Origin of the sequence: Halobacillus halophilus DSM 2266 (assembly GCF_000284515.1) — a bacterium.
Lineage (GTDB): Bacteria > Bacillota > Bacilli > Bacillales > Halobacillaceae > Halobacillus > Halobacillus halophilus.
In genome coordinates this window covers 1,336,492-1,355,048 of sequence record NC_017668.1, presented here as the reverse complement: position 1 = coordinate 1,355,048, position 18,557 = coordinate 1,336,492, and the positions used below count along the sequence as shown (strand labels likewise).

The following is an 18,557-nucleotide window of genomic DNA, read 5'->3' as shown; positions in this document are numbered from 1 at the left end:
TTTCATTCAAAAAATGAATAATGAATATACAATGAGGAGTCTTTTGTAAAGTTCAGAACTCTGAGCTTCCCGAACTTCTAAATATTGCTGACAAAATGATATTTATTAAAATTTACGCTTTCATTACTAAAAACATGTAAGAAAAAGCCTCCCAAAAGTGTAGCTAAACTTGTAAGAGGCTTTTTTGAAAATAGCTGAATTTGAAATTTTATGTATAAAAAATGCTAATCAAATGATTTGTCTCTATAGGTGCAAAACTGAATAAATAGGACGGACAGTCCTATTTATTCAGTCCGCTAGTCATTCCAATATACTTATTTTTAATTTATTGTGCTACTACTACACCCATACCATATGAATCTAAATCACTTGAATGAACCGACCTGATCCGAAAGGTGATTCTTCGGCCGTATCCTACGTAAGCTCCTTGGTGAACATTGGAAGAATCTCCGGCAGAACCCCAGTGTTCCCCTCCATATACTGCCTTCCACGTTTCGACTCCATCAACCTGAAACACCTCTGCAACAACAGCATTGTCCGCATCAAAATCATTAAGTGAATCAATCATGGTTACGGATGCCCAGGCAAGAAAGCTTCTGTTCCGTCCGAGATCAATCGTCACGGTGTTGCTGCCGCCATGATTTTTTAATCCCCACATACTAATTTCATATGCATCCATATTCAACCTCCTGACTTTTATTCATTCTTTTCAATAGGTGCATCTTTATCGATGAATGTTTGAATAAGCGTATTTTTCGTAACATCTACACTCATTTTCACTTGCCTTCCTGAAGGAGGTTGTTCAAGTTCAGCTGAAATAAAGCCGACAGATTTTTGATCAATATGAGGAGGTATCATGCGGTGAATTTCTTCTTCTGTACACGTGTAGCTTCTTCCATTAATATCTACATTACGATGAATGTGTACGATTTCTCCATTGCTTTTATCATAGATCATATAAACTAACATCGGCATTTTCCTTTCTGGGTTTGTCTATCATTCATCAAGTACCATAACTGACCCCACACCATAAGCTTCCATATCATTAGGGTGCATGGAACGAATCCGAAAAGTAATGGTTTGTCCAAACCCAACATACGCTCCCTGGTGTACATTAGAGGAATTACCGGCAGCACCCCAGTGATCACCGCCAGATACAGCTTTCCATGTTTCTATCCCATCAACTTGAAACACCTCTGCAACGACAGCGTTATCTCTATCTAAATCGGATAGGGAATCCAACATGGTGATGGTTCCCCATGCGACAAATCGCCGAGGGCTTCCTAAATCAATTGAAATGGTTCCGTATCCTCCTGTGTTCTTTAATGCCCACATGCTTGCTTCTGCGAACCTTGAACCGGCGGGCCTGACTGGAGAACCATAAAGCGCCTGTATCCCCTCAATGTCATCTGAATGTAAAGTCCTCCTTTCCCCTTCATAAGTAGGCCACATAATCGCGTTACCTATAGTGGAATGAGCCAGACCAAGAGCGTGGCCGACTTCATGTATCGCCACAGTAAGAAGATCACGTCGCCTCCACCACCAAAATCCACCGTCCTCTGTATCCCATTTTTCATCGTTATCAAAGTGAACATCACCAGCAGTAGGACGTGAGTTTACAGGGGGTGGATAGAAAGCGTGAGCCAGTACATTTCCAAAACCATCAAAGGGATCGTCATCTCCATGACTTCCTGTCGCCCATAAAAATCGAATATCAGCATCCGCTTCCGTCGTCACTTGTGTAAATGTTAAAGGCGTAACATCCGCCCAACGATCCATTGCTTGCCGCATAATGTCCCATTCTGTTGTCCCAGAAATATCGCTCGTTCCATTCTGAAAAAAATACCTGATGTTCGTATTTTCCCATCTACCACCACTTAGGCTATAATCGTTTACTTTCTCGCGAACATCTTCCCCAGGTAACAAATCAGGCAGTCCACACCTCGGCTTTTGCATCTGAGTAATAGTAGGTTCATCTAAGTTTCCGGTGATAGACAATCCAAAATACAACTGATAATCCTTCACCGATTTATCGAGATGTTTGCAGAATGCTTCTTCAAGACAAGGACAAGAATGATAGTAACCGAACTTTTTCAGGTATTTCTTCAGGTAAATAACTTTACGATCCTGATCTCCCATGCTTAAAAATTGCGAATTTATTTTATCCATGGAACCCCACCATGCCTCCTTATGAACCTGATCTAAAGCAATGGACATTAAGAAAAGGCTTAGCTTGGTAAAGATAAAAAAAGAACAGTCTAAAGGTAAACGGTTGCTTAACTTCCATTCTTGTACACGTTAAGAATGAGATTAACCTTCCTTTACTCGACTGTTCTGTCATCCATAATTTTATTAAAACCTGAAATCCATGATCTACGAAACGTTGACATTATGACCGCCTACTGACCTCCTTATCTCAAAAGAATTAATGACTTAATAACAAAATAATTCGATAAATCTTTCCATATTCCTTCAATAACTACTTTATTTCTTTTTTTTCAACTCTTCCTTATTAATCTTACATTGTTACGTTAGGTATATTAGTCAAATATCATCATAGGTCGTTGGTTCGATCAAGTCAGCGAGTACACTTTTTTTCCGTGTGAATTTCTCTAAATGTAACGTATATTCCACCCCCTTCCGCGTTACGGGTTCCTTTGCCGATTTGATCGAAATGAACATATAAAATAATTCATCTAAACACAAAAAAGCAAGCTCTCTCCGTATTATTGCGGAAAAAGCTTGCTTGCTGAATGAAAACTAAGAGCGTAACCCTGCGATAAGTCTTCAGGATTCGCAAAAAAAGTTATCAAAACAGAAAAAGACGCTACAACCCGCTCTGGATACGGATCATAACGCCTTCGCACTTTGTATGGATGATTCCGATTGGGCTCGAACCAACGACTTCCACCCTGTCAAGGTGGCGCTCTCCCAGCTGAGCTACGGAATCGTATGTAATAAGATGTCGTCTGACAACTAATAATATACAACGTAACTGAATTCGTGTCAACAGAATTTTAATTTTTTGTGAAGCTCATGTAAATATCCTCAAAATATCCTATTTATCAAGCGCTTTCTTCCTCTTCTCTACTTTTTACATAATTATATGATAAAATAGTTATGGTACGTTTATGTACAGAAGGCAGCGGGAATTCTGATAGGAGCTTATTTGCATGTAAGGAGGTAATCGGCTTGGGTAGAAAAGGATCCATGACTGAATATACAATTAATAGCAGCTATCTAGATGAAGAAATGACACTAAAAGTGTACACCCCAGAAAATTTCTCCCCCTTGTATAAGTACCATTTCTGTATTATGCAAGATGGTAACGATTATTTCCAGCTGGGACGTGCGGCCACACTAAGTGATGAGCTGCATGGTGAAGGAAAGATTGAGAATACCATTTTTATTGGTATTCATTATAGGGACAAGTACGATCGACAGGATAAATATCATCCGGACGGAAAGAAGCAGGCGGAATATGTGAATTTCCTCATCCGCGAAGTGGTTCCGTTCCTTGATGAAGAGCTGCCGGGTTATCATATGGGCAGTGGTCGAACGCTTGTCGGGGATTCGCTTGCTGGAACGGTTTCGTTCATGACAGCGGTGAAGTTTCCGAATGTTTTTGGGAATGTGATTATGCAGAGCCCTTATGTGGATGAACATGTGTTTGAAGTGATTAAGTCCTCAAAAGATATGTCTTCGTTAACGATTTACCACACGATCGGTGATCAGGAGTATGACGTGGAGACAACGGAAGGTGCCAGGAAGAACTTCCTTCAGCCGAACCGTGACTTAAATAACTACTTGACCGGACGTCCGTGCAGCTATACGTTCCACGAGCTTGAAGGTGATCATACGTGGGGCACGTGGCAGAAGGATTTCAAACGCGCTTTATTAACCATTTTTGGTGAATAAAAGAATTGAAATAAGAATCAGGAGGGGTATTTTCCATGAGATACGGTATTGCAGTATTTCCATCAAAAAAAGTACAAGATGTCGCGAATTCCTATCGTAAACGCTATGACCCGCACTATGCTTTGATTCCGCCACACATTACAGTCAAAGAACCATTCGAAGCGGAAGAAAGTGAGATCGAGGAAAAAATCATTCCTGAATTAAAAGAAATTGCGAAGAATACCGAGCCTTTTTCTTACGGCATCTACAAAGTGAGTTCCTTTTCTCCAGTAACAAATACAATTTACTTGAAAGTTGAACCTTCGGAAGAGATTTTCAATTTAAATGAACAGCTTCACACAGGCAGCCTTCCGGATAAAAAAGATTTTAAATTCGTTCCTCACATTACGATTGCCCAGAAGCTTTCGGATGATGAGTTTTTCGATGTATACGGCAGCTTAAGCATGAACAAATTCGACATTCAGGATAATGTTGGCCGCTTCCAGCTTCTTTATCAGCTGGAGAACGGTGCCTGGAGTGTGTATGAAACCTTCCGTCTTGGGGAGGGATAAACACATGGAGATCAGACAGGTTGCAAGTCCACAAGAGAAAGACGACGCGTTTCACGTAAGACGCGTCGTCTTTGTTGATGAACAGAACGTTCCTGAGGATTTAGAAATCGATGAACACGATGACACGGCCGTTCACCTGGTAGGCTACGAGCAGGATGAGCCTATCGCTGCGGCTCGTCTGCGGTTTGTCGGCGATTACGGAAAGCTTGAACGCATCTGCGTGAAGCGTCCTTACCGGGGCAAGCGGTATGGCAAAGAGATGATTCTGTTTATGGAATCTCTCATTGAAGAGCATACGTATCAAGCCTCCAAGCTGAATGCGCAGACGCATGCGGAAGCTTTCTATCAATCATTGGGCTATGAAACCGTGTCCGGCGAATTTATGGATGCGGGCATTCCGCACGTCACGATGACAAAAACCTTATAAACGAGAAAAAACTGTCGATCCACTTTGGATCGACAGTTTTTTTCGTTTAGGTCGTCTCCTTTTTGTCCACAATGAAGGATAAAGAATTGACGAGGACTGTGATTATATATGGATTATCTTCAAATTACGGTGGAAACCTTCTTCGGCTTTTTAGCCTTATTTATTCTCACCAAAGTATTAGGAAAAACACAAATCACGCAAATCACCGCGTTCGACTTTATCGCTGCCCTCGTCCTGGGAGAGCTTGTAGGTAATGCGCTTTATGATAAAGAAGTCGGCATTCCTCAGATTGGTTTTGCCGTGCTTTTGTGGGGCGTTCTCATCTATGTTACGGAGATTATAACAGAAAAATATAAATCGACCCGCGGGCTGCTGGAGGGCCGACCTTCCCTGATCATTTACAAAGGGGACATCGACCGTAAGCAGCTTAAGAAAAGCAAGCTGGATATCAATCAATTGCAGCACCTGCTGCGCGCTAAAGACGTATTTTCGGTACAGGAAGTACAGTATGCCGTGCTTGAAACGGATGGTACCGTTTCAGTGTTAAAAGCTTCCCAGTATCAGAACGTAACCCGGGGGGACATGAACCTGTCGCCGGAAGCCGTTCCACTTCCACGTACTTTGATCAGTGACGGTGAAGTCATCTGGGACAGTCTGGAGGAAATCGGTCAGAATGAAGCCTGGCTGAAACGTCAGCTGCAATCGCAGAATTTTAACTCACCGGAGGACGTCCTTTACGCCGAATATAAAGAAGGCGAGCCGCAGCTATTTTTGATCGGCTTCTAATGCTGTAAAAATGAAACGGTGGTCCTGAACCTGATGGACCGCCCTTCCCTGCTTCACTAAAGCAATCGCATACGCCGTAACGGCCGTCCGGTACAATAACCACTGGGACAGCTGAGGAGCTTTTACCCCATAGTGTTCACACATGGCGGCAACGAGTTCTTCATGGCTGACCCCTTTTTCGTGTGCCTGAATACAGTTTTCCATCGTATCCAGGATCTCTTCGTGATAATCGATGTTGGTTTGAATGGTAGCCGACGCGTCCTCTTCCAGCTCTCCGTGGCCGGGTACACAGCCATCGCACGAAATGGTCAGTAATCGGTTCAGACTTTCAAGTGTTCGATCGGCATCGGAATTGTAAGGGATTTTATGCTTATGTAAAGTTTCAACTCCAAAATAACTGTCCGCTGCGTAGAGAATTCCGTGGGCGCGAAGGGCAAGCTGGTGATAGCTGTGGCCCGGCATAAGATAGGTTTTTCCTTCAATGGCTCCGGCCTGAAACGTCCCCTCCTCAATCACTTCATCAATGGTAATCGCAGGACCCTGCAGAAACTTATTCTGCAGCTCTTCAAGCGGATCATTGCCTCCGAACAAGTACAGCGGTTCAAGACCCGGGTACTTCAGCACGGCCTCTTCAAAAACAGGCGCAAGCGTATAGACATCGTAATTCTGCTGGATATAAGCCGCTCCCCCGTAATGGTCGGCGTGCGCATGCGTAATAAAAAGGTGCGTCAATGGAAGTTCGCGTTCGCTCAGCTCCTTGAGCACCTTCTTTATAGAGGAACGGTCCAGGCCGGCATCAATCAGCAGGCCGTCCGTTCCTTTATGAATGTATCCGATATTCACGGAACCGCTATAGTAATAGCAGTGTTCATTGATGGAATGAAAAGACACAAGATCAACTCCTTTAGCTTTTCTAAATACTTTCGCTAAAGTGTTTCCCTTTTCCTGTTACATCGGAATATACTTTTTCATGAGCTGGATCGGCTGGCTGCCATGGATTCTTCACGGCATGCATATCTTTAGAGGTGAAAAGCTTGCGGCTCATTTCCTGATATTCGAGACGGTCCTCTTCCCGCGACTGCTCATGCTGCTTTAATCGGTTATCGAGCGTCGTTTTAAAAATTTGTTCCAGCATAAAAGGAGAGCGTTCAGTCTGGATCGTACGATCATGATAATCCTTATATTGATAATGATTAACCGGCAATATATACCCCATCTATAACTCCTCCTCGTTTATAGACCCATACCCTTTTTCCGACCCTGATATACCTCCATTACGCATCCTTTATTCAAAGCTGTGTTAAAGTTTATTGTTAATTTTTCAAAAAAGACTTATTACACAATAGGACAGGATAGTTGAAGACTCGATTTCGAGATATTGTGTGGAGAAAGGGGCTTCAGGGAACGGCTCGCTTTCCGCGGGCATGTGGTGAGCTTCCTCAGGCTTCGCCTTCTGGGATCTCACCGATCATGTTCATCCCGCAGGAGTCTTCGCCGTTCCCTTCCGCCCTTTGCGTTTATGGGGAGCTCGAAACCCTTCCATAATCGCTTTCCAATCAACGAGATCCACACTGGTTTTCACGTGTGTTTACGTGTAGGAATCCTGTTATAGAAGCATTTGATGCAGATACAGTATGGCTCTTTTCTCCTATAGCAGGGTCCGCTCATCAGCTATCGTTCGGGCGGAGAAGGAAACGATGAGACTCCCACGGGAGAAGGGACTAGGTGAGATCCCGCAGGGAGTGAAACGAGCGAGGAAGCTCACCGTTCCCCTGTAGGAAAGCGAGTTGTTTCCGTAGCCGCTCTCATCCTTTTTTGGCGACGGACCCAAGTTATCTCGGAACTGAGTCTTCAAGTAACGGGAGATTAACCTTAAAATCAACACTGAAGTTTAACAATGCCTTATTCAAAAAAACGCTCGACTTTACCCATCTGCTTATTCAAAAAGCGCTCCATATCCGTCATCCGTTTGGAAAACCGGCGGTCCCAGGCTTGAATGTCCTGATCCCAGCCCTGAAATTTCTTCTCAGGCTGTTTAATGATTCCATAGTTTTTCGACGTTTCCTCATTGATTTCCTGTAAAACTTCAAAGATTGTTTTATCTTTTTTCTCCGTCATGAAAGCTTTTCACTCCATTTATAGAAAATCGATTGTAAACCGGCAATGGCCAGGATCAGCACCAGAAAATAACCAAATGGAATATAATAATATAGAAGAAAATTAATAAGTGCCGACCATACACCGACACACCAGTGACAGCTCAGCCCCTCCCCGATCCAGCCGTTCGGTATTTCCCATTCTTCCTTCTTCCCATCTTCCAGCTCAACTACTTTCGTATGAAAGAAGGGCTTTCTCAGCCATTCCATAATCAGGTCATCTACAATCAGCCGAGTTAGCCGGAAGCTCGCAAGCCCCAATAATAATAACTCCAACCATGTTATACTCCCCATTTCTTAAACCTCCCTTTTGAAATTCATGACACGGGTAAAACTCTATATTTATTAATTTATTCAACTACCTCGCTTATCTGTACAATCCGTTCCGATTACTTTGTGTTTCGAAAATGTAAGACAGAAAAATACACTGTACCCTAATCGGCCGCAGTACCTTCTCCGTGAACACCTAGAACCTGAGTCTTCCACGAAAATGCTTTATTATGGAAGAACTTTTGATCAACCACAGTGATTAACGCAACCGAAGCCATATAGAAAAAGCCACTACGCTCGTCGGTAGTGGCTGAAGAAATTTTTATTAAATCCAGGAAAATCCGCCCCGGCTGCTGGAAGACTCATCATGGCGATCTTTTGATTCGCCAGCTACGTCATCTTTTCTACGGCGCCCCCCGAAAAATGGATCGACACGGTCTTTACGGTCATGATGTTCTTTACGCTGAGGTTCAATAAATACGTTTTCAGCTTCAATTACAAGGTCTTTCACGCGAATGACCTTTTTCTTCTCAGACATGCTATTCATCTCCTTATTCGAATTCATTGTTACTCTATGCGTTTGTCTCGATGAAGTATGGTCTAATGCCCATCTTTGATAAAAAAGTTACAGAATTCAGGAAATATGACAAATGCCCACACCCTCAATGGGTCAAAACATATTCTAGTAAAGACAATACGTCAATACGTATGGAAAGGGGAAAATAAATATGAGCTGTGGTAAAAAACATGATAGTGGCTCTTGCGTCATTGATATCCTTAAAGATATCGTTGATGCTCAAAATGATGTCATCCACGAATGCATGACGAGCTGTGAGCAATCCATCGCTGATCTATTAGGGGATACAGGCGGAGGTTCTGGATTCGATACGGTTCCGGTTATTCTTTACTGTAAAGATGGCTGCAAACCTTTTAAAGGATACGGTTCGAAAAGAAGTGGAGATGCCTGCGAGATTAGAGGAAGCTTCTTCTTCCGCGTTAAATCCGTAGATCATGACGGATGTGCGGTAGTTGAGCTATTGTTCGCTGATCATCACAACAATGTAGGAGGAGCAGACGAATCATCTGATGGGTACCATCATCATCATGGATTTGATCCGAAGTCTCCTGCTGACCAAAGCTGCAGAAACCTGCGCGCTTCCGGCATCTGTATTACGGTAGATCTTAACTGCTTCTGCCACGTGACTTGCCTGCCTGCAACAGCAGCACTGTAATAATCAAACGAAAACCGCGCTGACAAAGCGCGGTTTTTTTCTTAGAATCCAATTAATCGAATATCGGTTATGTCCTTAAACGGTACCTCTTGCTGGAAGGGCCGCTGAAAAATCTTTAAGTGGACGATTCCTTCTTCATAGTCCGTAATGTATCCTCTGTATTTATTGTCCTCGGTCGATACCTCACACTTCATTTTTGGCACGTGCGGAGATAACGTGAAAAAGTAGTTCACTTTTTCCTCAAGCGATAATTCATGGAAACGAAGTCTGCGATCTCTTGAAGATTCAGGCTGTTCCTTCTTCTCTGACTCCTCGGCAGGTGCCTCTTCATTCGCTTTTGGTGGACTGGCAGCAGGTGCCGCTTTATTCTGGCTCCTCAGCCTCAGTTCTTTTTCATGAAGAGAAGTCGAGGGTGCCTCTGATTTAGCGGGCTGCTCGGCAGGTGCTGGAGCAGACTGACTCCGCTGGGTACGAAAGCTGGTCTGCATGGAAACTTCAGCAGGTTTGAATTTAGGTTGGGCGATATAAAGCATCGGTTGCTTTGCCATTCGTTTGTTTTCCGTGTTTTCAGCCATTCCGGATCTCTCCTTTTTAAATAGGGTCATCGTTCTATGTATATGCTTGGTTAGGACAGCATGTTCACAATCGCCCAAGTTCGACATTATTTCTTCCTTTTTTACAAAGTTTTAACCAAGTAACGAACGATCCTTTTCTCTGCTGGTCAGGATAATGACCTGAACACAAATGCCTTATTAACCATGATATTCAAAGCCCGACTGAATTATTTCAAGTGCCAAGTAAAATGGATCTTTTGTGTCACCTCATCTCCCACTGCAAATCTCGTTGGGATCAATTGAAGTACTGGTGACATAAAAAAATCCCCGGCGCTCTTTCTCAAGCGTCCGGGGATTTGTCTATTAATAACCGATAATGTTAAAGCCTGAGTCCACGTGAATAACTTCTCCTGTTACGCCGCGGGAAAGATCACTCATTAGATAATAAGCGGTATCGCCGACTTCTTCCTGTGTAACGGGACGGCGCAGCGGCGCACGTTCTTCAATTTCCTGAAGAATCTGGTTAAAGTCTCCTACGCCTTTAGCGGACAGCGTACGGATTGGACCAGCGGAAATCGCGTTCACACGAATGTTGTGCTTACCTAAGTCGTTAGCTAAATACTTCATGCTTGCATCCAGGCTCGCTTTAGCAACACCCATCACATTGTAGTTCTGGACGACTTGCTCGCCGCCGAGATACGTCATGGTAATAATGCTTCCACCTTCTGACATAAGCGGCTTAGCGGCACGTGCCACAGCAGTAAGTGAATAAGAACTGATGTTGTGAGCCGTTAAGAATCCGTCACGGCTTGTGTTCAGGAACTCATCCTTTAGCTCATCGCGGTTGGCAAAAGCAATGCAGTGAGCCAGTCCATGAATGACACCTACATCATTCTGAATATTTTCGAACGTTTGAATGATGGCTTCATCATTGGTTACGTCACACTCATAGAATAAGGAATTGTTTTCCCCTTCAAGCGTGTCGGCCAGTTCACGAACAGCTTTCCCGAAACGTTCGGATGCATAAGTAAAAATAAGTCTCGCGCCTGCTTCATGTAAAGAGCGTGCAATGCCCCACGCAATACTTCGTTTGTTGGCTACGCCCATTACGACATAGGTGCGTCCTTCTAATGATAAATTCATTCCATGCCCTCCTTGAGGTGATTTCTACAATTGGGATTTGTTATTAGTACCTGCTCCTATTTTATTATATCAATTAACAAAATACAATTATCCACTAAAGCAGCCCAATACCTCCTTTTTCAGGTGGAGACGGGAAGGGTCTGCACCAGTGATGGCAAAAGAGTATTCTTCATTTAGAACAAGCGAATGAACGATCTCTCCCACTACAGGAATTTCTTTTCCCTTTTCGGCGTTTATTATAACCGCTTCGATGCGAACCTTATTGTCGAATTTAGTATGATTGACGGACTCTCCGATTTACCCAGGCCTCTGTCTTGCTTATTCAAAGCAGCCTTTAACCATGTGCGGCCGTTCCGCCGTGTACTCGTTCGTATAAAAGTTCGGGCTCCTCTCATATTCACACATCTGCACAACCTGTTTTTTCTTCTTTAATTCGATATAACGATATGTATGGCCAGGATCATCTGTAAAAACAACCTCCGCAATGACAGGTTCTGTCCGGTTTGTATTACGTTTGCCATCATAAAAAGTTTCAATGGAGTAAATGTCACTGGACGAGTATTCTTCTTCCCGAAGGTGATTCTCAACCTTTTTCTCCATCAGAACGGCATTTACCGGCCTCGATATGGTAAAAATCAGCGCAGGAATAAGGACAGATCCCAGAAGAATGATCACACCTGTCTTTTGAACTTTGCGGCTGGGTTGATATTTCAGGAGGAGAAAATGAGCGATAATACTACCTGAAAAAGCAAGGGCTGTATAGATGAGGGTCCATGTAAAAAAAGAAAAATGTAAGTACAGGAGTTGAGCCAGCAGGGAAAGTCCAAAGACGATGACAGGTGCAATAAACAGCTTTTTCAAAAGAGCGCGGCCTAAAACGCCTATCACAAAGGCAAGCATTGGAAATATAAACAGGACAAGCGGAATTACATACATACACATTCTCCTCCCATTCAGATTTAGTGTAATATTACACTTCAAGTAAATATTTTTCAATACACAAAAAAACAGAAGCCCTGGTTCATCAGAACTTCTGTCTCTTTAAAGAGAAACTCAACTGGAAAGCTCCTCTTCATCCTCGTCTTCTATCTTCCTCTTTCTTAATACATAAATATAGATCACAGGCACCAGGGAACAGACTAAAATTATGCCGCCTATTAAGAAGCCGCTTCCCATCCCATTCGAGCCCAGTAACGTCACCATTGCACCACTAGCAATAGACAGGACACCAACAACGGCGAGTGATATGTAAAGGCCCTTCTCTGGTGATGTTTGCTTTTCATGATCCACACTAATATTCATCATTAAGTACGCATTCACCACAGCTGAAATCATAAAAACGGCCCACAGAGGGTTTTCAGTCATTCTATCCATACCTTTTGTTACCAGATCGTAGGCAAGAATGGCCAAAATTCCAAAGGTCTGTATGATATAGACGATCCGAATGTTTTTTAAATTCCTCAGCTGCAGACGTTCATCATTTATTCTCTCCATTGGTTCCGCTTCCCTTCTCTATCCTACTTGTTCATTTTGTTCTTTTATAAAAAACGTTACGCTCCTGCCTATTCTTCGCAAACAAATGATAAAAGCTGATTTCAAATACGATAAATGCGATGACTAAGCCTCCCACATAAGGAGCAGGCGACCCCAGGGCGACCAGGACAAACAAGCTGATCAAAAACACAGCTACTCCAACGATCAGGGCAGTTCTAACGTAATGCTTTCTCACTCTCCCACCTCCAAAAAAATCGAACAGGGATAAAATTCTCAGCCTTTTTTCGAACGATTAAATCTCGGTTTGCTGAAATAAGCCCCTGTCAACATGAAGAACAGGGAGATTAAGATCCCTGAAGCTGCCTGGTCAAAGAACATTGAAATCGGGAGAACAAGCGCGGCAATCATAAACATGAGTCTCATCATAGCTGATCACTTCCTTTCCTTACGTACGGTTCGCCCGCTTCGATCGTTTCATTTTTTCTTTCATCCATTAACAAGAATGGCAAATTTTCCATGAAAAGGAGGGATAAATTTTGATAAGAAGGGAATACAATACATAGGATCGTATAGATCCGAGAAAGGCGGGATTAGATGTTGTGGTTATGGTTGTTACTACCAGCTGGATTGATTATCCTGTCCGTGCATTTTGAACAAAAACGCAGGCAGCAGACACGCCTCGTTCCGGTCGTTGATGAGCAGAAGGCAATGGAAGAGATCTACAGATCTGAAGGTGCCGCAGCAAAATCGTCCGATCCAAAGAATATGAAAAATTTCTAAATGAATAAGTTAGGGACGGAAGCGTATCACACGGCTTTCCGTCCCTTTTTGTGCGCTGACAGCACGTCATCGCTACTTCTTTTCGTAAACCTTCCTGAATCGTTCTAACCGGGTGCGGTTATAGCGCTGTACAAGGATAAAGGGCAGATTAAATAAAATCGCATAGAGGACCATGACCCACCCGGCCCACGTAGGCAGAAAGAAGAAAAATAATGGGGCGGGAAGGATCTGAATCCAGTGAGACAGCTCGGAGCGGCTGGTCTGCAGGGTTAAGGCTTGAAACTCTTTTTCGTTCCGCAGATGAGCCGCCGTCTTCCCCTTTCCCTGATTCACCCATTTCCTGGCTTCTGGAAGAAAATGCTTCCATTTCTTTATTTTCAGCTGCTCATACACCCGGCCGTTTTTCTCCCAATTCTTTAACTCATATAGTTTGGAGAAAGATAAAACCATAGAAGCGGGCAGCTGAGATACAAGTACGCTGATGCTTATATGGATCATTACCCAGGCAATTATTATCTTTGTCATCATCAGGACGACCCTCTCTTATTCTTTCCGGCTATATTCCGGCCCTTCCAAGTGGATTCCTTCCAAAAGAAGGTTTTCAAAATGGAATAGCCAAACAGAACGACAAAGAAGAAGAAATGGAGCGGGAAAAGGATCGCATCATACCACTTGAAGTTCCCCATTTCCTGGAGCGTGCGACCAAGCCAGAAAGCAAGAATTCCATAGCCGATCAGGCTCCACCACCCCATGTCAGGAATGTTAAGAAGGTAAGAGATGACAGACGTGATCCAGAGAATCGCAGCAGCTGTCATCCACGGCGATGCCGTTTTCGCTCCCGAAGCAAAGCTTTTGGACCACCCTTCCACCACCGCTTTCAGACTCGCTTCATACATCCGCATGTTCACCACATGTCTGCCGCTGAAGGCATAAGTCTGTACGCCTCTAGTTTCCGCGCGTCTTGCAAAGGCCAGGTGCTCTACAATTTCACTGCGGATCGACTGATGGCCGCCAAGCTCCCAGTACGTCTCTGCCGGAATAATTAAACAGGGACCAAAGCCTCCATGCTTGCTTATCTGATCCCTCGCGACCGTTGTGATTCCTGAGGAAGCAAATACCACCAGGTGGAAAATAGAAGAAAACTTTTCCCAGAACGAATGCATGTAGTGATAGGGATGTACCGTAACTAAGGCGTTCACTCCTTTATTTTCTGAAAACTGGATGATCCTTTCCGGTCCGTGTTTGGAGAACCATGTGTCTGCATCAAGAAAAAACAACGTTTTTCCTTTTGCTATTTTTGCCCCGTTATAACAGGCCCAGGATTTACCCATCCACTCTTCCGGTAAAGGCGGATTGCTGATCACTTTTACTCCAAAGGATTCTGCCGCTGCCCGGGTCCGGTCTTCTGAGTGGTCATCCACGACAATGACTTCCCTTTGGTTACTCTTCGTTGCGAGAATCGAAGGAAGTAAGCGTTTTAAATTTTCTTCTTCATTACGTGCTGGTATAATAATCGAGTATGTACTCGTTTTTCCAGGTTCTTGAATAGGAAATGAAACCTTCTGCCAAAATAGCAGGAGAGTTGAAATTATGGCCAGAAACATGAACCACATGGCGATCACCTCATCTTTTTCAAGCATAGCGTATGCTTATTTTATATGTAAACATTTGTTGTGCAGGTTCTGCATATCAGCGTGTTCGTCTATGATATCTTGCACTCAGAAGCTCATTATGATTATTTTCATTTTACGCCGGGAATAAGCAATTAAAAAACAGGGGGTTCATTATGTATAAATCTATTATAGCCAATACACTCCGTTTCTTTTCAGATCAATCTCTGAATACACCCATGGTTCCCATACAGTCCGTCCAGGACAAAAAGGACATTCTCGTTGAAACTGATGTGAAAGATACATATATATCCTGCTACTATCCAAAAGGAGCAACGGGTGAAAATCTGCCTGTCTACATTAACCTGCACGGCGGTGCCTTCATTATGAATTCCAAAGAGATGGATGATCCATACTGCCGTCAGATCGCGAACAATACGGGCTGCGTCGTTATCAATGTTGACTATGCCAAGGCACCGGAATATCCTTTTCCAGGGCCTGTGGAGCAGTCCTACCAGCTGCTGCACTGGATAAAAGACCATGCCAAAGACCTTAAGATTGATCCAGAAAAAATTATGGTCGGCGGGCAAAGTTCAGGTGGCAATATTATGGCCGCGCTCTGTCTATTGCTGAAGGAGCGGAACGAACCTCAGCCCCTCCTCCAGGTGCTGATCTGTCCCATGCTTGATTTCGTTACCCCGCATGCTGATAAACCAGAGGGCGATCCCGGTCGTGCGCGTTTCCCTCAGGCTGCCCATTTTCTCAACTTGTGCTATGTACCGGAAAGAAACCAGGCGGAACATCCGCTTGCTTCTCCCGTCTTAGCTCCCCATACAGACAAGCTTGCCCCGGCGCTTATAATTGCGGCGGAATATGACGCTTTCTCCCAGGAAGCTGAAACGTACGCAGACAAATTAAGAAACGCCAGCGTGCCCGTGAGACACGAAGTATTTGAAGACTGCTATCACGCCTTCACTCACTTAGGACCCGAGCTAAAAGCCCAGCAAGCTTGGACAATGATTGAAAATGAAATCAGAAAAACCATTCAGTCTTAAGATTTAAGCCGGCTTGTTTTTCATAATAAAAGCATCGTAAAGATTTTAGTCAAAACTCCACTTATAAATATCAAAGCTGCTATGGACACTCCCAAACGTGCACCCGGTAGCTTCATCTGTTCTTTAAACCTCTTAACCATATTTTACCCCACCTATTTCTCTATCTATATAAGAAAAACTTCGTGTATTTCGTCAAGCCTAACATATACCTCCAGTAGTAAAGGTCAGACACGCTCACACGGTGTGGATCCTCTATCTAAGCGCACGGTCCAATTTCTTCTTACAATACGCCTGATACGAGTCTTTTCTTAATTTCCTTTTAGAGAACCTTCCGATCACGCGCCGTACTTTTGCATCATGGATGATTTGCTGCCGCTTCGTTTCATCAGAGAGATAGTCCTGAAACCAGGTATGCTTTTTCAGTTCCTTTAGATTACCTTCGATATCTTCTTCCGACACCTTCAATAAGGTGAGTTCTAACCATAACATGATCAGGTCAACCAGTACGGTCATCCTTCTCCTCCGTCCTAAATTCCATAGTACATCTACGATTATTACAGTACTGGAGTTTCAATAAGAGGCGTTTTATAAATTATGATCTCCTTATTTCAACTGGCGAGGTTTCTTTTTCATTTGACTGCGGCCCAATTCAGGCAGGGCGAAGTAATCACGCCATAAAAAAGGACCCCCTTTCATTTCGAAAGGAGATCCCTGCTCATTTAAAATTCAAGATCCATTTTCAGTTCATCTACATACTCACTTGAACCCGTCACAATGAGACGGTCACCCAGTTTAAGCTCTGTATCCCCGTGCGGCACAATTGAATCTTTGCCACGGAAAATCCGGACCATGATCACATCTCCAGTAAACGGAAATTCGCGAAGATACACTCCGTTATAGGAGGAATTGTTCATGTTGATCTGGTAGAGCGCACTTTCCTGTTTCGTGATGATATCGACGACGTTCGGTGCTTCGATCATGGCTTTAAGGAGAGCTTTGGATGATAAGAAGACAGAGAACACGCTGACCTTAAGCTCTTTTAGCTCGGCGGTCAATTCTGGAGATTCTACACGGGCAATAACGCGCTCCACTCCTTCTTCTTTCGCAAAGCGTGCAATTTCGGCGTTCTTTTCTTCATCACCTGTAGAAGCGACCAAGAGATCAACCTCAAATACACCATATGCTTTCATGGCATCCACGTTATAGCCATCCAGTTCCTTGATATCGAAGCAGGAACGGCTGATTTTATCATCGATTTTATCTACTTTTGTATGATACAAGTGAGTCTCGTAGGAATTGATGTCCAGCTCCCGGACCACCGGCAGCGTCATGCGGTTGGAGCCAATAAAGGACACCACCGTTTTATGCTGTTCATCCTCAAACTTGCCATAAATCTTCTTAAATACAATCGGAGCGATCAGACAGGTGAGTACCGCCACTAGAATCAGCGCACCTTCCATCTGGGCATCAATCATGCCTTCTCTCTCCCCGATCGTTGCAGCCGCAATCACAAGCGAGAGCGTAGAGGTCAGAATAAATCCTGTACTCAAGACAGTGCGCGTATCATACCATTTTTTCAAAATCAGCGCAGGTACGACTTTCGATACGAGCAGTGCTATGAATAATAATGGAATGAGAATGACCACGCGGTTGTCGGTAAACAGACTCCAAATATCAAGATCTACCCCGACCATCACAAAGAAGATCGGAATCAAAAAGCCGTAGCCAAAGCTGTCTAATTTCTTCACCATCTCCTGGTTCGGAGACAAGAGAGAAACAAGGGTACCTGCAAGGAACGCGCCCAGAATGTTCTCGGCGCCTACGGTTTCGGATAAGGCTACGAGCAGGATAATCAGCGTGAAAACCGCTCGCGTATCGATCTGGATGGTACCTTTGGCCATCGTTTCCACAAAGGATTGATGACGAAACTGCTTGCCGACGAAGTAAAGCAGAACCCCGACCGCGAACAGAATGAGCAGGAGCCACGTATTGCCTTCGCTCTCGCCGTAAAGCGAAACGAAGACGGCTAATAGAATCATTGTGGCCAGGTCAGCAATAACGGCAACTAGAAGAATGGTCTGGCCAATCGTCGACTTCATCATCTGGGCATCCTTAAGCGTTGGCACAACGACACCAAGCGATACGGTGGATATAATCAATGTCATTAAGAAGGCATTGTCGATAAAGCCAGCCAGAACAAATAGATAGGACAAACCGAGAGAGATGGCGAATATTCCGGCGAACACGATTAAAGCCACGATGACCGGATTTGGAGCTCCTGTCCCTTTATTTTCGGGCTTAGCCCTTTTCTTTCTTCTGGCAAAAATGGAGAAGTCAATTTCGAGACCACTAAGAAACATAAGAAAGATAAACCCAAGCGTTGATAAAATCTCAAGCCAGCTTCCCTGTTCCACTATATCGAAACCGCTTTTTCCTATTATTAATCCGACGATAATCTCTGCGACCACGACGGGAATCATGTTCAGTTTAAAACGATGCAATAAGATGGGAGTGATAAATGCAGCTAGTATGACAATAACTAAGGAAGTTACTGAAGCTCCATGTTCCATACTCGCCCTCC

25 protein-coding genes and 1 tRNA gene are annotated in these 18,557 nt (G+C 43.9%); 7 read left to right on the top strand and 19 right to left on the bottom strand.

Features of this window, described 5'->3' with window-relative positions; all coding sequences use genetic code 11:
• Positions 1 to 325: 325 nt before the first annotated feature.
• From HBHAL_RS06740 to HBHAL_RS06725, 4 genes are all read right to left on the bottom strand, one after another.
• On the bottom strand, positions 326 to 679 hold the full coding sequence (locus HBHAL_RS06740; RefSeq protein ID WP_014642609.1) for a hypothetical protein: 354 nt from the start codon (positions 677 to 679) through the stop codon (positions 326 to 328).
• 17 nt (positions 680 to 696) lie between these two features.
• Positions 697 to 957: a hypothetical protein gene (locus HBHAL_RS06735; RefSeq protein WP_158512352.1), complete on the bottom strand. Its 261-nt coding sequence runs from the start codon at positions 955 to 957 to the stop codon at positions 697 to 699.
• 39 nt (positions 958 to 996) lie between these two features.
• A complete protein-coding gene (locus HBHAL_RS06730) occupies positions 997 to 2,169 on the bottom strand; it encodes a matrixin family metalloprotease (protein WP_014642607.1) in 1,173 nt (390 codons plus the stop codon).
• Positions 2,170 to 2,877: 708 nt separating this feature from the next.
• A tRNA-Val gene (locus HBHAL_RS06725) sits at positions 2,878 to 2,950 on the bottom strand.
• 242 nt (positions 2,951 to 3,192) lie between these two features.
• Between HBHAL_RS06725 and HBHAL_RS06720 the strand changes: the two genes are divergently transcribed.
• The 4 genes from HBHAL_RS06720 to HBHAL_RS06705 all read left to right on the top strand — a co-directional run bounded on the left by HBHAL_RS06720 (position 3,193) and on the right by HBHAL_RS06705 (position 5,682).
• Positions 3,193 to 3,918, top strand: a complete 726-nt coding sequence (locus tag HBHAL_RS06720; protein ID WP_014642606.1) for an alpha/beta hydrolase — start codon at positions 3,193 to 3,195, stop codon at positions 3,916 to 3,918.
• 35 nt (positions 3,919 to 3,953) lie between these two features.
• Entirely contained in the window at positions 3,954 to 4,469 is a 516-nt protein-coding gene (locus tag HBHAL_RS06715) for a 2'-5' RNA ligase family protein (protein WP_014642605.1), read from the top strand.
• 4 nt (positions 4,470 to 4,473) lie between these two features.
• Complete coding sequence (locus HBHAL_RS06710; protein WP_041601238.1) at positions 4,474 to 4,896, top strand: GNAT family N-acetyltransferase; 423 nt, start codon at positions 4,474 to 4,476, stop codon at positions 4,894 to 4,896.
• A 108-nt stretch (positions 4,897 to 5,004) separates the two neighbouring features.
• Positions 5,005 to 5,682: a DUF421 domain-containing protein gene (locus HBHAL_RS06705; protein WP_014642603.1), complete on the top strand. Its 678-nt coding sequence runs from the start codon at positions 5,005 to 5,007 to the stop codon at positions 5,680 to 5,682.
• Here the strand turns inward: HBHAL_RS06705 and HBHAL_RS06700 are convergent.
• The 5 genes from HBHAL_RS06700 to HBHAL_RS06680 form a co-directional block, all read right to left on the bottom strand.
• A complete protein-coding gene (locus HBHAL_RS06700) occupies positions 5,662 to 6,573 on the bottom strand; it encodes an MBL fold metallo-hydrolase (RefSeq protein WP_014642602.1) in 912 nt (303 codons plus the stop codon). The two genes, HBHAL_RS06705 and HBHAL_RS06700, sit on opposite strands and share 21 nt — an antisense overlap.
• A 22-nt stretch (positions 6,574 to 6,595) precedes the next feature.
• Positions 6,596 to 6,898 (bottom strand): hypothetical protein, encoded by a 303-nt coding sequence (locus HBHAL_RS06695; RefSeq protein WP_014642601.1) that lies wholly within the window; start codon positions 6,896 to 6,898, stop codon positions 6,596 to 6,598.
• Between the two features lie 686 nt (positions 6,899 to 7,584).
• Positions 7,585 to 7,800, bottom strand: coding sequence for a hypothetical protein (locus HBHAL_RS06690; protein WP_014642599.1), 216 nt, complete (start codon positions 7,798 to 7,800; stop codon positions 7,585 to 7,587).
• Positions 7,797 to 8,132, bottom strand: a complete 336-nt coding sequence (locus HBHAL_RS06685; RefSeq protein WP_014642598.1) for a DUF1360 domain-containing protein — start codon at positions 8,130 to 8,132, stop codon at positions 7,797 to 7,799. The genes HBHAL_RS06690 and HBHAL_RS06685 overlap by 4 nt, the downstream gene beginning before the upstream one ends.
• A gap of 301 nt (positions 8,133 to 8,433) precedes the next feature.
• Positions 8,434 to 8,646, bottom strand: a complete 213-nt coding sequence (locus tag HBHAL_RS06680) for a hypothetical protein (protein ID WP_014642596.1) — start codon at positions 8,644 to 8,646, stop codon at positions 8,434 to 8,436.
• A 190-nt stretch (positions 8,647 to 8,836) separates the two neighbouring features.
• On the opposite strand from HBHAL_RS06680, the gene HBHAL_RS06675 reads away from it, so the two are divergent.
• Positions 8,837 to 9,340 carry a CotY/CotZ family spore coat protein gene (locus tag HBHAL_RS06675; RefSeq protein WP_014642595.1) on the top strand — a complete coding sequence of 168 codons (504 nt, stop codon included), beginning with the start codon at positions 8,837 to 8,839 and terminating at the stop codon, positions 9,338 to 9,340.
• Positions 9,341 to 9,381: 41 nt separating this feature from the next.
• Here the strand turns inward: HBHAL_RS06675 and HBHAL_RS06670 are convergent, their stop codons facing one another.
• The 6 genes from HBHAL_RS06670 to HBHAL_RS21715 form a co-directional block, all read right to left on the bottom strand.
• Positions 9,382 to 9,915: a spore coat CotO family protein gene (locus HBHAL_RS06670; protein WP_014642594.1), complete on the bottom strand. Its 534-nt coding sequence runs from the start codon at positions 9,913 to 9,915 to the stop codon at positions 9,382 to 9,384.
• Between the two features lie 342 nt (positions 9,916 to 10,257).
• Positions 10,258 to 11,037: an enoyl-ACP reductase FabI gene (gene fabI, locus HBHAL_RS06665; protein ID WP_014642593.1), complete on the bottom strand. Its 780-nt coding sequence runs from the start codon at positions 11,035 to 11,037 to the stop codon at positions 10,258 to 10,260.
• Between the two features lie 318 nt (positions 11,038 to 11,355).
• A complete protein-coding gene (locus HBHAL_RS06660) occupies positions 11,356 to 11,973 on the bottom strand; it encodes a DUF2651 family protein (RefSeq protein WP_014642591.1) in 618 nt (205 codons plus the stop codon).
• A gap of 117 nt (positions 11,974 to 12,090) precedes the next feature.
• Complete coding sequence (locus tag HBHAL_RS06655; RefSeq protein ID WP_014642590.1) at positions 12,091 to 12,531, bottom strand: hypothetical protein; 441 nt, start codon at positions 12,529 to 12,531, stop codon at positions 12,091 to 12,093.
• 31 nt (positions 12,532 to 12,562) lie between these two features.
• Entirely contained in the window at positions 12,563 to 12,766 is a 204-nt protein-coding gene (locus HBHAL_RS06650; RefSeq protein ID WP_014642589.1) for a hypothetical protein, read from the bottom strand.
• Between the two features lie 38 nt (positions 12,767 to 12,804).
• Positions 12,805 to 12,957, bottom strand: coding sequence for a hypothetical protein (locus HBHAL_RS21715; protein WP_014642588.1), 153 nt, complete (start codon positions 12,955 to 12,957; stop codon positions 12,805 to 12,807).
• 168 nt (positions 12,958 to 13,125) lie between these two features.
• Between HBHAL_RS21715 and HBHAL_RS06645 the strand changes: the two genes are divergently transcribed.
• Complete coding sequence (locus HBHAL_RS06645) at positions 13,126 to 13,311, top strand: hypothetical protein (RefSeq protein WP_014642586.1); 186 nt, start codon at positions 13,126 to 13,128, stop codon at positions 13,309 to 13,311.
• A gap of 72 nt (positions 13,312 to 13,383) precedes the next feature.
• On the opposite strand, the gene HBHAL_RS06640 is transcribed toward HBHAL_RS06645, so the two are convergent.
• Positions 13,384 to 13,836 carry a glycosyl-4,4'-diaponeurosporenoate acyltransferase CrtO family protein gene (locus HBHAL_RS06640; RefSeq protein WP_158512351.1) on the bottom strand — a complete coding sequence of 151 codons (453 nt, stop codon included), beginning with the start codon at positions 13,834 to 13,836 and terminating at the stop codon, positions 13,384 to 13,386.
• Between the two features lie 2 nt (positions 13,837 to 13,838).
• Entirely contained in the window at positions 13,839 to 14,951 is a 1,113-nt protein-coding gene (locus HBHAL_RS06635) for a glycosyltransferase (RefSeq protein WP_014642584.1), read from the bottom strand.
• A 146-nt stretch (positions 14,952 to 15,097) separates the two neighbouring features.
• Here HBHAL_RS06635 and HBHAL_RS06630 point away from each other — a divergent pair, with 146 nt between their 5' ends.
• Entirely contained in the window at positions 15,098 to 15,976 is an 879-nt protein-coding gene (locus HBHAL_RS06630; RefSeq protein ID WP_014642583.1) for an alpha/beta hydrolase, read from the top strand.
• A 252-nt stretch (positions 15,977 to 16,228) separates the two neighbouring features.
• On the opposite strand, the gene HBHAL_RS06625 is transcribed toward HBHAL_RS06630, so the two are convergent.
• Together HBHAL_RS06625 and HBHAL_RS06620 are read right to left on the bottom strand one after the other, a co-directional pair.
• A complete protein-coding gene (locus HBHAL_RS06625; RefSeq protein WP_014642582.1) occupies positions 16,229 to 16,489 on the bottom strand; it encodes a hypothetical protein in 261 nt (86 codons plus the stop codon).
• A gap of 206 nt (positions 16,490 to 16,695) precedes the next feature.
• Positions 16,696 to 18,546, bottom strand: a complete 1,851-nt coding sequence (locus HBHAL_RS06620) for a monovalent cation:proton antiporter family protein (RefSeq protein WP_014642580.1) — start codon at positions 18,544 to 18,546, stop codon at positions 16,696 to 16,698.
• Positions 18,547 to 18,557: the final 11 nt, after the last annotated feature.